Origin of the sequence: Stenotrophomonas sp. ATs4 (assembly GCF_051861585.1) — a bacterium.
Classification (GTDB): Bacteria; Pseudomonadota; Gammaproteobacteria; order Xanthomonadales; family Xanthomonadaceae; genus Stenotrophomonas; species Stenotrophomonas maltophilia_AS.
The window spans coordinates 341,553-354,539 of sequence record NZ_JBLYPK010000003.1 but is presented as its reverse complement, the minus strand read 5'-3'; the positions used below and the strand labels follow the sequence as shown (position 1 = coordinate 354,539).

12 protein-coding genes are annotated in these 12,987 nt (G+C 67.3%); 6 read left to right on the top strand and 6 right to left on the bottom strand.

Annotation, left to right across the window (positions count from 1 at the left end; genetic code table 11):
- Positions 1 to 2: 2 nt before the first annotated feature.
- From ABR323_RS07695 to ABR323_RS07685, 3 genes are all read right to left on the bottom strand, one after another.
- Positions 3 to 1,676, bottom strand: coding sequence for an MFS transporter (locus ABR323_RS07695; protein ID WP_135272811.1), 1,674 nt, complete (start codon positions 1,674 to 1,676; stop codon positions 3 to 5).
- Positions 1,676 to 2,242, bottom strand: coding sequence for a TetR/AcrR family transcriptional regulator (locus tag ABR323_RS07690; RefSeq protein WP_135272812.1), 567 nt, complete (start codon positions 2,240 to 2,242; stop codon positions 1,676 to 1,678). The genes ABR323_RS07695 and ABR323_RS07690 overlap by 1 nt, the downstream gene beginning before the upstream one ends.
- Before the next feature lie 266 nt (positions 2,243 to 2,508).
- Complete coding sequence (locus ABR323_RS07685; RefSeq protein ID WP_439448860.1) at positions 2,509 to 4,713, bottom strand: TonB-dependent receptor; 2,205 nt, start codon at positions 4,711 to 4,713, stop codon at positions 2,509 to 2,511.
- Between the two features lie 135 nt (positions 4,714 to 4,848).
- Between ABR323_RS07685 and ABR323_RS07680 the strand changes: the two genes are divergently transcribed.
- Positions 4,849 to 5,262 (top strand): MerC domain-containing protein, encoded by a 414-nt coding sequence (locus ABR323_RS07680; protein WP_439448859.1) that lies wholly within the window; start codon positions 4,849 to 4,851, stop codon positions 5,260 to 5,262.
- Positions 5,263 to 5,372: 110 nt separating this feature from the next.
- Positions 5,373 to 5,552: a 30S ribosomal protein THX gene (locus ABR323_RS07675; protein ID WP_004150462.1), complete on the top strand. Its 180-nt coding sequence runs from the start codon at positions 5,373 to 5,375 to the stop codon at positions 5,550 to 5,552.
- A gap of 152 nt (positions 5,553 to 5,704) precedes the next feature.
- On the opposite strand, the gene ABR323_RS07670 is transcribed toward ABR323_RS07675, so the two are convergent.
- The 3 genes from ABR323_RS07670 to ABR323_RS07660 all read right to left on the bottom strand — a co-directional run bounded on the left by ABR323_RS07670 (position 5,705) and on the right by ABR323_RS07660 (position 9,159).
- Positions 5,705 to 6,955, bottom strand: coding sequence for an ectonucleotide pyrophosphatase/phosphodiesterase (locus ABR323_RS07670; RefSeq protein ID WP_439448858.1), 1,251 nt, complete (start codon positions 6,953 to 6,955; stop codon positions 5,705 to 5,707).
- Positions 6,956 to 7,192: 237 nt separating this feature from the next.
- Positions 7,193 to 7,684 (bottom strand): methylated-DNA--[protein]-cysteine S-methyltransferase, encoded by a 492-nt coding sequence (locus ABR323_RS07665; RefSeq protein ID WP_135272834.1) that lies wholly within the window; start codon positions 7,682 to 7,684, stop codon positions 7,193 to 7,195.
- On the bottom strand, positions 7,681 to 9,159 hold the full coding sequence (locus ABR323_RS07660; protein WP_439448857.1) for an AlkA N-terminal domain-containing protein: 1,479 nt from the start codon (positions 9,157 to 9,159) through the stop codon (positions 7,681 to 7,683). Before ABR323_RS07660 ends, ABR323_RS07665 begins: the two co-directional genes overlap by 4 nt.
- A 400-nt stretch (positions 9,160 to 9,559) precedes the next feature.
- Here ABR323_RS07660 and ABR323_RS07655 point away from each other — a divergent pair, with 400 nt between their 5' ends.
- The 4 genes from ABR323_RS07655 (at position 9,560) to ubiM (ending at position 12,987) form a co-directional block, all read left to right on the top strand.
- Positions 9,560 to 10,723 (top strand): hypothetical protein, encoded by a 1,164-nt coding sequence (locus tag ABR323_RS07655; RefSeq protein WP_439448856.1) that lies wholly within the window; start codon positions 9,560 to 9,562, stop codon positions 10,721 to 10,723.
- 58 nt (positions 10,724 to 10,781) lie between these two features.
- A complete protein-coding gene (locus ABR323_RS07650; protein WP_439448855.1) occupies positions 10,782 to 11,327 on the top strand; it encodes a DUF4019 domain-containing protein in 546 nt (181 codons plus the stop codon).
- Between the two features lie 11 nt (positions 11,328 to 11,338).
- Complete coding sequence (locus tag ABR323_RS07645; RefSeq protein ID WP_106550390.1) at positions 11,339 to 11,728, top strand: MAPEG family protein; 390 nt, start codon at positions 11,339 to 11,341, stop codon at positions 11,726 to 11,728.
- Between the two features lie 80 nt (positions 11,729 to 11,808).
- Complete coding sequence (gene ubiM, locus ABR323_RS07640; RefSeq protein ID WP_439448854.1) at positions 11,809 to 12,987, top strand: 5-demethoxyubiquinol-8 5-hydroxylase UbiM; 1,179 nt, start codon at positions 11,809 to 11,811, stop codon at positions 12,985 to 12,987.

Below are 12,987 nucleotides of genomic sequence, written 5' to 3'. Positions count from 1 at the left end.
ACTCAGCGGGGCGCGGCCGGTGTGGCCGTAGTGGAAAGGGTGGGGTGGCGCTTGCGCCATTGCTTGAGTATGGCGGTGCGCAGCGACAGCAGCAGCAACCAGCACAGGAAGCCGATGGCCAGCCAACCGCTCAGGGTGAACACATCATTGAAGCCTCGCACATTGGCTTCGCGGCGCGTGGTCTGCGCCAGCTGCGCGCTGCCCTGCGCACTGCGCAGCACCGGGTCGGTGATCTGTGCGCTGTACAGCTGTTGCTGGATACGCAGGCGTTGTGCGACCACCGGGTCGGCCGGGTCGAGCTGGCTGGTCAATGCGCTGGAGTACAACTGCTCGCGATGCAGCTGGAAGGTGCCCAGCACCGCCGAGCCGGCCAGGCCACCCAGCGTCTGCGTGATCGACAGCGTTACCAGGAAGGTGATCATGTGGTCCACGCCCTGCTTCAGCGCGGCGGAAATGCCGAGCATGATCAACGGACCCATGAACATGCCGGCACCGACCGAGGCCAGGAACTGGCTGACGTAGAAGTCGTGCGGCCGATCCATGCTGGTACGGTGCTGGTCGAAGAAGGCGGCAGCGCCCAGCAGCAGAATCGCCATCAGCAACTGGGCGATCAGCCGCTTCGGGCCGAAGGTGAGCGCCGCACCGGCAATGCCGGTGACCACGCCTGCGAGGATCACCACGAACAGCGGGCGCATCTGGTCAGGCCCCATGCCCAGCGTGCGCATCAGGTTGACCACGCCGTAGGACTGCTCGGTGGTCAGGAAGCGGATCAGGAACGCGCCGACGATGAAGTGCAGCACCGGCAGCTTCGACAGCCAGCGGATCTGCAACAGCGGATTGCGCCGGTAGTGTTCGATGATGAAGGCGGTGGTGGACAGCGTGATCGAGGCGACCAGTGCCCAGCCCAGCCACGGCGTGTTGAGCCACCAGCGGGTGTAGCCCTGTGCCAGCACGACCACCAGCAGGGCGACGGCCGGCGCGAGCAGGGCGAACGTGAGGAAGTCCAACGGCTCGAACGCCTTCACCTGGATGCCCGGCGGCAGCTTCAGCACCACCACTGCGGCGAACGCGCACAGTGCCAGACCGGCTTCAAACGAGTAGAGCTGGTGCCATTGGCCGGTATCGACCAGGCCCGGCGACACGATCCAGGCGATCGGCACGGCCAGCTGCGAAAGGCCGACTCCGACCACCAGCAGATTGCCGGTGAAGCGACGCGGCAGCGCCTGCAGCATGTACAGCGTGCCCAGTGTCGAACAGGCCGCGCCAGCGAAGCCGCTGGCGGCACGGGTCAGCATCGTGGTCTCGAAGCTGCCGACGAACAGGTGCAGCACCGCCAGCGCCGCGTACAGGCCCAGCCCGATCTCGGCGAACAGGCGGATGCCGTACTGCTGGCGGAACTTGAAGGCCAGCAGGTTGGCCGTGACGTTGACCATCGCATAGGCGGCCACCAGCCAGCTGCCCTGGGTCGGGGTCAGCGCCAGCTGGCCCTGCAGGAACGGCAGGTTGGCGGTGACCAGTGCATTGCCGAGGCCGCCGGTGATCGCCACCAGCAGCGACACCAGTGCATAGGCCAACCGGCGGTGCGGTGGGTGCCAGGGCATCGACGCCGAACCGGGCATGGTCGGCTTCTCGTGCTCCTCCCAATCCGGAACCGGCTTCAGATACGGCTGGACCATCAGCGGGCCTCGCTGGTTGCTCCCTGGAGACCCCCGCGCAGCAGCTGCAGGGCGCGCCCGGCCAGGTGGGCGCGCTCGTCGCGGGTCTTGCCACGCAGGGCTGCGCCCAGCATGCCCGAGATCAGTGAAATATCCGTCTTCTCCAGGTCGGCACGGCACAGGCCGGCGGCCTTGGCGCGCTCGATCGGTGCTTCCAGCAGGTCGCGTACCGTCTCGCGTGCGGTGCGCATGGCCGGCACGTCCGAATCGACCGCACGCCAGTAATCGGCCAGTGCCGGCGAATCGATGATGCGCTGGGCCATGCCCTCGAACACCTCGAACAGGGCGTCGTCGCGGTCGCCGAGTTGTTCGACCTGGCGCCGTATGCGGTCGACCGTACGTTGCAGCAGCGCCTGGATCAGCGCGGTGCGGTCGGGGAAGTTGCGGTACAGGGTGGCGCGGCCCACCTGGGCGCGTTCGACCACCAGGTCCAGCGGGGCGGTGACGCCATGTTGGCCGAACACATGATCGGCGGCATCGAGGATAAGGGCGCGGCGGGCAGCAGCATCGGCACGTTGGGCTGTCATGGATTCATTTTCGGACAAAAGTGTCCGATTGGCGAGACATTGAGTGACGGGATTGTCCGCTTGTTGTGGTACGCACATCTTTGTGACGGGTGTGTGATGGGCGTCGCGCAAAAAGTGATGGGGGCCAGAAGGCCCCCATCGGATCTGCTTGCATTGGATCCACGCCATGCGCGGTCTGAGGCTGGGGCCAGAGCCCATTCCTGCGGAATGGGATCCGCCCCCCGGCGTGGTGCAGTAGATCCACGCCATGCGTGGATGGAGGAGAGTCAGAAGAACGCGCGGATGCCGAATGCGACGCCGCGGCCCGGCAGCGGCGAGTAGTCGCGCAGCAGCGAGGTATGCGGACGTACTTCGCGGTTGGTCAGGTTGGCGCCATCCAGGAACACCTCGTAGCTGTTGCTGGCGTTGCGGTCCCAGCGGTAGGCCAGATGTGCGTCGACCAGGGTGTAGCCGTCGCTCGGTGCTTCGTTCTGGGCGACGTCCTTCTGGCGGCTGTAGCGCACCGCACCGACCGAAGCGCGCCAGCCGTCCTTCGACCAGCGCAGATCGGCGCCTACGCGGGCCGGGGCGATACGCGGCAGGTAGCCGGTATTGGCCAGCTCCACGCTGTAGTTGTGGTTGTGGTCGCCATGCGGAACGGCAATGTCGAGATTGCGGCTGCCGCTGCCATCCAGCTTGGCCTTCACGTAGTCGCCGAACAGGCGCAGGTCCCAGTCACCGGCGCCGCCCTCGAACAGGTGTACCAGCGCTTCGGCCTCGGCACCGCGGAACACCGCGTCCTGCTGGGTCCAGGCGCGGACCGGCAGGCCCTCGGTGACGCCGGTGTCGGCCAGGTAGATGAAGTCCTTGAACTTGGTCTGGTAGACCGACGCGGAGAAGTCCAGGCGCTCGCTGTGGGTGTGGATGCCCAGCTCCACGCGTTGGCCACGTTCGGTCTTCAGGTTGGCATCACCGATTTCCAGCGAACGGGTGGCGATGTGTGCACCGGCCGCATACAACTCTTCATTGGTCGGTGCACGCTCGGAACTGTCCACGCCGATGCGCAGGTCAACCGCATCGCTGAGCTTCCAGATACCGGCCGCAGACAGGTTGGTGGCGCCGAACGTGCGGTGGCGGTAGTCACCGGTCGGGTCCAGCTTGACCTGGTCGTGGCGGCCGCCCAGTTCCAGCTTGAACGGGCCGAACTGCTTTTCCTGCAGCACGAACAGGCCGATGTTCTTCGTGCCGGTATCCGGAACGAATGCCTCTTCGCCCTTGGCGCCGAAGTCACTGTTGCCGAACTGCAGGCCGAAGGCGCCGTCCCATCCGCCGATCTGCTGCTGCACCGCTTCCAGACGCGCCTCGATGCCACGGTTGGTGAAGCGGGTCGACGGCGTGCCGGCTTCCAGCTCCACGTGTTCGTAGTCGGTGTAGGCCACGCGTGCGTTGATGTTCTTCAGGAACGAGACCGGGTTGTAGATGCCGGCCTTGGTCTCGAAGCGGTTCTGCACCATGTCGATGCGCACGTCATGCTCGTCGCCGCCTTCCTCTTCATCGCCATGGTCGTGGCCGTGGTCATGACCGTGATCATCACCATCGGCGTGCACGTGCGCGCCATTGGGAATGCCATAGTTGGTGCGGTAGGTGCTGGCCGAGGCACCGAAGTAGCCGCCTTCGCCCAGCCAGGTTGCACCGACGCCACCGGCGCGTGTACGGATGGAGCTGTTGTCCAGGCGACCGCGGCGCGGTTCTTCGCCTTCGGCTGCATCGTGGCCATGGTCGTGATCGTGGTGGTCTTCAAGGCTGTCGATCACCGCATAGCCGGGAATACGGTAGTCGTCGCCGTTGCGCACCAGGCCGTCCACGTGCAGCACGACATTGCCGCTGACGCCATCGAGGCGGAACATGCCGCTGCGTTCGTTGTTGACCGAATTGCCGCGCAGTTCGGCGCGGCCACTGAGCGGACGCTCCGGCAGTTCGCGGGCGATGCGGCCGTCAACCACGTTGACCGCACCACCGATGGCGCCGCTGCCGAACAGCAGCGTGGCCGGGCCCTTCAACACTTCGATCTGGTCGGCCAGGAACGGCTCGATGCTGGTGGCATGGTCGGCGCTGACGGTGGAGGCATCCATGTTGCCCATGCCATTGGACAGCACGGCCACGCGTGGGCCTTCCTGGCCGCGGATGATCGGGCGGCCGACGCCGGGGCCGAAGAAAGTGCTCTGCACGCCGGGCAGCTTGGCCACGGTGTCACCCAGGGTGCCGGCCTTCTGTTCGTCAAGGCGTTCACCGGCCAGCACGTCCACCGGGCGCGCCAGGGACTCGGCATCGCCCTGCAGCGGCGATGCGGTGACCTGCACCGACGACAGTTCGGTCAGGTGGCGGTCACGATGAGCGCTGTCATCGCTCGCTGCAAAGGCAGCCGAAGGCAGCAGGGCGGCGAGGGCCAGGGCGAGGGAATGCGGCTTCAACCGCGGGGTACGGGCGGGCATGGGTGGGTCCTTTGTTACACTGTATCAATCGCTGGGCGCACGAATCCCGTCAGCGGGACAGGGGGAGGGAAACCGTGCGGGTCGGGAAGGGATGTTATATTATTCCATAACGATTCGCCGACCCTGCTGGAAGTCATGTCCCTGTCCTCACGCCTGCGCCACCTGCTCGACCGTTTCGGCGCCACCGGTTCGATGCTGTGCGCGGTGCATTGCGCGGTGATTCCGGTGCTGCTGGCCGCAGCGCCTTCGTTGGGCCTGTCGTTCTGGTTGAGCGACGGCGTGGAACAGGCGCTGGTGGTGTTCGTGACCCTGCTGGGGTCGTTCAGCCTGGTCTGGGGCTATCGCCGGCATGGCGCGCTGCGCGCGCTGGGCTTCCTGATCCCCGGCCTGGTCGCTTTGTGGGCTGGCGTGTTGTACGACCCGCTGCACCACAACGCGGTACCGCATGCAGTGGTGATGACCATCGGCGGCCTGCTGGTCGGCGTCGCGCATCTGGTCAACCTGCGTCTCAACCACGGCCACGTACACGACGCCAGCTGCGCGCACTAGGCGCTCCGTGATAGGCTTTCCGATCGTGCGCGGGGGCGTCCAGCAAGGCGGCCCCGCCGAACCCGTGTCAGTACGGGGTAACCAGATTTCACATTTGAGGAGTTGAAGACATGGGTAAGGGTGACCGCAAGACCGCCAAGGGCAAGCGCTACAACGCCAGCTACGGCAACGCCCGTTCGCACACCGCGAGCAAGGTCGCCGTAGGCGCCGCCGCCCCGGTTGCCAAGAAGACCGTGGCCAAGGCTCCGGCGAAGAAGGCTGTGGCGAAGAAGGCCGTCGCCAAGGCCTGATCCGGCCGACCGACCGGTTCAATGAAAAACGCGGCGCCTGGCGCCGCGTTTTTTTATGCCTGCCGTCCCGGCCGCTGCGCTCGCCAGGCATGGCCCGACGCTACCCACCTTGGCACGGTAGCGCCGGGCCATGCCCGGCGGACACCGCACGATCAGCGCAGCGTCTTCTTCAGCGTCTCCGCATTGCCGTCGTTCGGCGCGGCCGGCACCCGCAGCAGGTGGGCCAGCAGCGGATAGACATCGACGTTGTCGAAGCCATCGATCACCAGGCCCTGCTGGAACGACGGGCCGGCGGCCACGAACACCGCGCGCATGGAAGGCAGAGCGTTGTCGTAGCCGTGCGAACCGCGATCCTGGTGGTCGCGCTTGGCGATCTTTTCCTGGTGCAGGGCATCCCAGCCTTCATCCATCACGCAGACAATGGCGGGAACGCGCGGATGGGTGCCGTAGTGCAGGCGCGCCGGCAGATTCTCTTTCTTCCAGCACTCGTACTGTGCGTGGCGGCCGAGCAGCGCGCGCTCGGCGGCGGCTTCATGGCCGGCAACCGGTGCGAAACCCACCGACTGGCCCTGGCTGACATTGCGCGCGATGGCCGGATCCGCCATCGACTCGGTGGCGATTACCTGGCCGACCGGCACACTGGCCATGCCATGGTCGGAGACCACGATCACGTTGGTGGTCGCCGCCAAGCCATGCTGCTGCAGCCCATCGAGCACCTGGCCGACGATCTGGTCGGCGCGCACGATGGCGTCAGCGTACTGCTTCGACTCGGGGCCGTAGTTGTGGCCGGCCTTGTCCACGTGTTCCATGTACAGCGTGGTCAGGCGGGGTGCATCGGCGTCGGTCTGTGCAAGCCAATCGAGCACGATGCCGGCGCGCTGCTCCAGCGGTTCCTTGCCGTCGTAGACGCGCCACTGGCTGGGGCGTACGCCACGGATTTCCGATTCGCTGCCCGGCCATGACGTGGTGGCCGAACGCACGCCGGCGTTCTCGGCGCCGACCCAGATCGGTTCGCCGCCCCACCAGCCGCTGGTAGTGACCGCGTCGCGGTTGCTCAGCTCGAAACGGCCGAGTGTTGCGTCGTCCATGCTGTTGTTGACGATGCCGTGGTGGTCCGGACGCAGGCCGGTGACGATCGTGTAGTGGTTGGGGAAGGTCAGCGACGGATAGGACGGGGTCATCCAGCGTGCACGCACGCCGCCGTCGATCAATCGCTGCAGGTTTGGCGTCAGGCCGCGGTCGAGTGCGTCGGCGCGCAGGCCGTCGATGGAGATCAGCAGCAGCTTCGGCGGTGCAGCCGCAGCGACAGGTGTGGGAACGGAGGCGGAAGGGGCGGGCGCGGTGGTGCAGGCGGCCAATGGCAGCAGCAGCGCCAGCGCGCAGGTCAGGCGTACGGAAGTCATCCACGCATCATAAGCCGGTGCAATGACGTACCAAAGACACGCTGCGCCGAAGGGCCCAGCGTGTCCGCGCATTTTTTCTTGTCCCCGCACCTGTTGGCGCCCTCCTTCAACAAGAAGGGGCTTTTCTCCAGACAGATTCCAGATGCTTCCATCCACGCATGGCGTGGATCTACCGTGTCGACCAAGGTCGACACCTACCGGGTTGCGCCGGGTGCCGGCGCAGCCCGGTCGGCCCTCTCAGGCGAACAGCGGGGCCTGGCGTTGTTCCAGCCGCAGCAGCGCGGCCTTGGTTTCCAGGCCGCCGCCGAAGCCGGTCAGTGCACCGTTGCTGCCGATCACGCGATGGCAGGGCAGGATGATCGGTAGCGGGTTGCGGCCGTTTGCCGCACCGACCGCGCGGGTCGCGCTGGGTTGGCCCAGATGCTGTGCCAGCTGCAGGTAGCTCCAGGTCTGGCCGAACGGGATCAACGCCAGCGCCTGCCACACCCGCAGCTGGAACGGCGTGCCGCGTGGTGCCAGTGCAAGGTCGAAGCTGCTGCGCTCGCCGTGCAGGAACTGCAGCAGCTGTTCGCGTGCTTCTGGCAAGGCATCCGGTGCGTAGTGCCAGTCATCGCGTCCGCGTGCCGGGTGGCGGTTTTCGGGGAAAAGCACATGTGACAGGCCACGTTCGTCACCGGCGATGGTCAGCACGCCGATCGGGCTGTCGAAACGATCGAACAACAGGGTCATGTCGGTTCTCCAACAAAAGTGCCGGACAGATGCCACAGGTGCAGCACGGCATAGGCGCGCCATGGCCGCCAGGGTTGCGAGCGTGCTTCGGTCGCGCGTTCGCTCAGGCGCTGGCCCTGCGCGTGGCCGAGGACCTGCTGCAGCACCAGGTCGCCGGCGGGGAAGGCATCGGGTTGGCCGAGTCCGCGCAGGGCGATGTACTGCGCGGTCCACGGGCCGATACCGGGCAGTGCCACGCAGCGCGCAACGAATTCTTCCAGCGCCTGGCCGGGACCGAAGTCGAGCTGGCCGCTGGCGCAGGCGGCAGCCAGTGCGCGCACGGTGGCGGCGCGGCTGCGCGGCAGGCCGATCGATTCCAGCGGCGCCTCAGCCAGCATCTCGGGCGCGGGGAACTGGCGATCGAAGTCCGATGGCATGCCCGGCAGATGTGCGCCATAGGCATCGACCAGGCGCCGCGCGAAGGTGGTGGCCGCGGCCACGCTGACCTGCTGCCCGAGCACGGCGCGCACGCCCACCTCGAAGCCATCCCAGCCGCCGGGCACGCGCAGTCCTGGGCGTTCGGCAATGCCACGCGCCAGCAGCGGTTCTTCGCCCAGCGCGGCATGCACCTGCTGCAGGTCGGCGTCCAGATCGAACACGCGACGTACGCGGCGCACGATATCCGGGATCAGGCGCGGATCTACTGCACCCAGTTGCAGGCGCAGTTCGGGGCGTTTCGGGTCGGCGGTGACGCGCAGCAGGGTGGGGCGCTCGGGCGTGCCGAGTACGCGCTGGTAGCTGTCCTCGCCGATGAGTTCGATGCCGGGCAGGCTGCGCTTGCGCAGGAACGCCAGCATGCGCGGGAAATCGAGCGGTGGGCGGTAGACCAGGCGCAGTACCAGGCAGCCGTCATCGGCGGCCAGCGGCTGGTGCTGGCGACGCAGCGCCGTCGGTGCCATGCCGCAGCCCTGCAAAAAGGCGGTGTTGAAGCGGCGCAGGCTGTTGTAGCCAGCGGCCAGCGCAACGTCGGTCACCGGCAGTGTGGTTTCGGTCAGCAGCTGCTTGGCCAGCAGCAGGCGATGGGTGGCATGGATCTGCCCCGGCGTCGCACCCAGATGTTCGACGAACAGGCGCTGCAGCTGGCGCGCGCTGAGGCCGATCTTCTCTGCGAGATCAGCTACCGGCTGTTCCTGCAGGAAGCCACCATGGATCAGCGCCAGGGCGCGCTGCACGGTCTGCCCGGCCAATGCCTGCTGGGCCTGCGGTGCCAACTCGGGACGGCAGCGCAGGCACGGGCGGTAGCCGGCGGCGGCGGCAGCGGCGGCGGTCGGGTAGTAGGTGATGTTGCGCGGCTTCGGTGGCGGCGCCGGGCAAACGGGGCGGCAGTAGATGCCGGTGCTGCGCACGGCGGTGAAGAACACGCCGTCGAAGCGTGCGTCGCGGGCCAGGCGGGCACGGTCGCAGGCGGCGGTGTCGAGGGCGAGGGCGGTGTCCATGGCGCCAGTCTAGGCGTGTGCGGGCGGGGATACTCGCCACATTCGGACATGGATGCTGAAGGGGGTTCTGGCAGGGCCGCGCCCTGCACCCGCCGAGGCCAGAGCAACAGCAACAGCGGGCTTCCTGCGGGAGGGCGGGGTGGGTCCGGTTGCAGGGGACGCTGCAAGTACGTCCTTGTAAGCTCGGTCGCGCCATCCATGGCGCTCACGCCCCTGCAACCGGACCCACCCCGCCTTCGACAAGTTCACGCGGCCTGCCGGAACGGCATCCCGCTCTGGTAGGTGTCGACCTTGGTCGACACGCTTTCCCAAGCGTCAGAGAGGGTTCAGTGCCACGCGCTGAATGCGCGCCCCGGACGGGTAGACTGTGGCTCTTGCTCACGTGAAGACTGGTTGCCCGATGTCCGCCAAATTCCGCTGGTTGCCCCTGTTGTGCCTGGCCCTGGCGGGCTGCAGTCAGTTGGAGAATCCGGGCAATGTAACTGCTGCCGACAAAGCGGCGAGGGCACCGGCCAGCGATGGCGAGAACATGGTGTCGATCAATGCCGCCGATGCACCGCCGCCGCCGGCACCGCCGCGCAGCCGGGCGGATCGGCCGTGGCCGCAGGCGCTGTTGGAAAACGGTCGTGCATGGGTCAGCTGCAGCACCGAGTATGCCGGCGATGCCGGCGACGGTGTCGAGCTGGAGGGCCTGCAGCGCGAGCAGATCACCCATGCCCTGGCGCCGTGCGCCGAGCGTGGCCTGATGCGCGTGCGTTACGTCGGCAAGATCAACCCGGGCTTCGCCGAGATGATGTGGCGGTTGGCCGTGGTTGCCGACGAACAGAAGATCCACAAGCGCATCCTCGATCTGGATTCCAGCGGCGGGCAGGTGGAATCGGCGATCGTCGCCGGTGACAGCATTGGTGAGTCGGGCTGGACCATCTGGGTGCGCGAGGGCTCGATCTGCCACAGTGCCTGCGTGTTCGTGCTGGCCGCCGGTGACAACCGGTTGTTGTCGGGCAAGGTCGGCATCCATCGCATGATGCGCATCAGTTCCAAGGCCACCTCGCGCGCGGAACTCAACCGCGAGCTGCACGAGGTCTACGACAACGTGAAGGACTACCTGCAACGCAACGGCGTGGCGGTGGGTGTGGCCGACCTGATGATGACCGTGCCCAACCGCAGCCTGCGCCTGCTGACGCCGGACGAGCTGCGCCAGTACGGCCTGGATGGCACCAACGCGGTGCAGGACGATCTGGAGCGCATCAAGCAGATGCGCGCCTGCGGCGATGATTTCGTGCAGCGCAAGGACGCGTTCCTGATTGCCTTCGACCAGCAGTGCAAGCGCGAAGGCGCCGACATGGAATCGATCAACAGCTGCGGTCAGGCACTGAAGCAGCGCTTCGGGTTCCCGGATGCGGTATGCCCGGAAGAAAGCCCGCTGTCGGAGATCGATGTGGCAACGCTGCCACCGGCACCGCCGGAGCCGCCGCCGGTGGCCGAACAGGCGCCCGCAGACACCGGCACGCCTGCCGCGCAGGCTGATGCCGCAGCGGTGGAAGGCAGCGCCCACGCGCGCTGACGAACAGCTCACCGCGCTGGCGTAGACTGCGGTTCTTTCCCGAGAACCGGCGGTGTCCATGAAGCGCGTGCTCCTGCTGCTGTCCCTGCTGCCCCTGACCGCATTGGCGCAGGCACCTGCGCCGGCCACACCCGCCCCGGCTCCGGCACGCCCGGCACCGGCCTCGCCGTCGGCTGCAAAACCGGCCACCGCCGGTGCTCCGGCGTTGACCGCCGCGCAGCAGGCGCAGGTGCAGAAACAGGATGCGGAAATGGGCGCGGCCGCAGTGAAGGCGGCGCAACTGGTTGATGCCAACCGCACCGGCGAGTTGTGGGATGGCGCTTCGGCCGTCGCGCGCCGTGCAGTACCGAAGGCCGCTTTCGTCAGCCAGTTGACCGCCGAGCGCACGCGCCTGGGGGCACTGGCCGGGCGTGGCCAGCCGACCATCACCCGGGTCAAGTACAGCGCAGGTGCCGCGGTGCCGGAAGGGCTGTACATCAACGTCAGCTTCCCGACCCGTTTCGCCAACAGCGCGCAGCCGGTGCGCGAGCTGGTCTCGTTCCGTTTCGACGAGGACCAGGTGTGGCGCCTGGCCGGTTACAGCCTGCGTGCGTCGGCACCCTGAGGAGATGAATGATGGCAACTGAACTGACGATGCTGGCTTGGTCGGTGCTGCTGGGTTTCGTCTACATCTTCGCCACCTCCACGGTGGTGACCCGCGAGCGCGGGATGAAGTGGAATGCTTCGGCACGTGATGGCGACGCAAAACCGGTCAGCCCGCTGGCCGGGCGCCTGCAGCGTGCGCAGGCCAACTTCCTGGAAACCTTCCCGTTCTTCGCCGCCGCCGCCATCGCAGTGGTGGTGGCTGGGCGCGGCAACGACACCACGGCGCTGGCTGCACAGGCCTACTTCTGGGCGCGCGTGGCCTACCTGCCGCTGTATGCCGCAGGCGTGCCCTATGTGCGCAGCCTGGTGTGGGCGGTGTCGCTGCTGTCGATCCTGGCGCTGGTGTTCGCGTTGTTGTGATCCCGGCCTGATCCAGATCAAGGCCGGTCAGGTGCGCGGCGCTATGCTGGCCCGGACTGAATCAACGGCAGGAGGCGCGCATGCGCAGGATGGACGTGGTGGTGGTCGGCGCCGGACCGGCGGGTCTGTGCTTCGCGCGCGCACTGGCCGGCAGTGGCCTGCAGGTTGGGCTGGTTGAAACACAGCCGCGCCAGGCACTGGCTGAAGCAGCTTTCGATGGCCGCGAGATCGCGCTGACCCATGCCTCGCGGCAGAGCATGGAGCAACTGGGGCTGTGGCAGCGATTGCCGGACGCCGAAGTGGCCGAGCTGCGCGATGCCAAGGTGATGAACGGCAGTTCCCCATTCGCGCTGACCTTCGCCAGCAGCCAGGTCGACGGCCAGCCGCTGGGCTGGCTGGTGCCCAATCATCTGATCCGCCGTGCCGCATGGGATGCCGTGCAGGGCCAGGACGGCCTGGAACTGTTCGACGGGCGCAAGGTGCAGGGCGTACAGGCCGATGCACAGGGCCATGTGGTCACGTTGGACGACGGCAGTACGCTGCACGCGCGTCTGCTGGTGGCCGCTGACAGCCGCTTTTCCGCAACCCGCCGCATGCTCGGCATCGGTGCGCAGATGCGCGACTTCGGCAAGTCGATGCTGGTGTGCCGCATGCAGGTCGAGCGCGACCATCACCACACCGCTTGGGAATGGTTCGGCTACGGCCGCACGATGGCACTGCTGCCGCTCAACGAGGGCCAGGCATCAGCAGTGATCACGCTGCCGCCGCGGCAGATCGAGGAGCTGCTGGCGATGGATGAGGTGGCCTTCGGTGAGGCCATCAGTGGCTGCTTCGAACACCGTCTTGGCCGGATGCAGCCGGCGGCCAGGCCACAGGCCTATCCGCTGGTGGGGGTGTACGCGCACCGCTTCGTTGGCGAACGTTCGGCGCTGATCGGCGATGCTGCAGTAGGCATGCATCCGGTCACCGCGCATGGCTTCAATCTGGGCCTGGCCAGCGCACAGCGGCTGGCACAGGGCATTGTCGACCAGCAGCGCCGCGGTGCCGACATCGCCGCTGCCGGCATGCTGGCCAGCTACCAGCGCGGGCACCGGTTGGCGTCGCGCCCGCTGTACGAAGCCACCAACGCGATCGCCAGCCTGTACACCGACGATCGTCGACCGGCGCGCCTGCTGCGGGCGGCCGGCCTGCGCCTGGCACAGGGCGTGGCGCCGTTCAGGCAGTTGATTGCCTCGCATCTGACCCAGCGCGTGGCCTGA

Bases quoted from the DNA above. Each gene is read 5' to 3' on its own strand.
- ABR323_RS07695 (WP_135272811.1), bottom strand. From the start codon at position 1,676: ATGGTCCAGCCGTATCTGAAGCCGGTTCCGGATTGGGAGGAGCACGAG.
- ABR323_RS07690 (WP_135272812.1), bottom strand. From the start codon at position 2,242: ATGACAGCCCAACGTGCCGATGCTGCTGCCCGCCGCGCCCTTATCCTC.
- ABR323_RS07685 (WP_439448860.1), bottom strand. From the start codon at position 4,713: ATGCCCGCCCGTACCCCGCGGTTGAAGCCGCATTCCCTCGCCCTGGCC.
- ABR323_RS07680 (WP_439448859.1), top strand. From the start codon at position 4,849: ATGTCCCTGTCCTCACGCCTGCGCCACCTGCTCGACCGTTTCGGCGCC.
- ABR323_RS07675 (WP_004150462.1), top strand. From the start codon at position 5,373: ATGGGTAAGGGTGACCGCAAGACCGCCAAGGGCAAGCGCTACAACGCC.
- ABR323_RS07670 (WP_439448858.1), bottom strand. From the start codon at position 6,955: ATGACTTCCGTACGCCTGACCTGCGCGCTGGCGCTGCTGCTGCCATTG.
- ABR323_RS07665 (WP_135272834.1), bottom strand. From the start codon at position 7,684: ATGACCCTGTTGTTCGATCGTTTCGACAGCCCGATCGGCGTGCTGACC.
- ABR323_RS07660 (WP_439448857.1), bottom strand. From the start codon at position 9,159: ATGGACACCGCCCTCGCCCTCGACACCGCCGCCTGCGACCGTGCCCGC.
- ABR323_RS07655 (WP_439448856.1), top strand. From the start codon at position 9,560: ATGTCCGCCAAATTCCGCTGGTTGCCCCTGTTGTGCCTGGCCCTGGCG.
- ABR323_RS07650 (WP_439448855.1), top strand. From the start codon at position 10,782: ATGAAGCGCGTGCTCCTGCTGCTGTCCCTGCTGCCCCTGACCGCATTG.
- ABR323_RS07645 (WP_106550390.1), top strand. From the start codon at position 11,339: ATGGCAACTGAACTGACGATGCTGGCTTGGTCGGTGCTGCTGGGTTTC.
- ubiM (WP_439448854.1), top strand. From the start codon at position 11,809: ATGCGCAGGATGGACGTGGTGGTGGTCGGCGCCGGACCGGCGGGTCTG.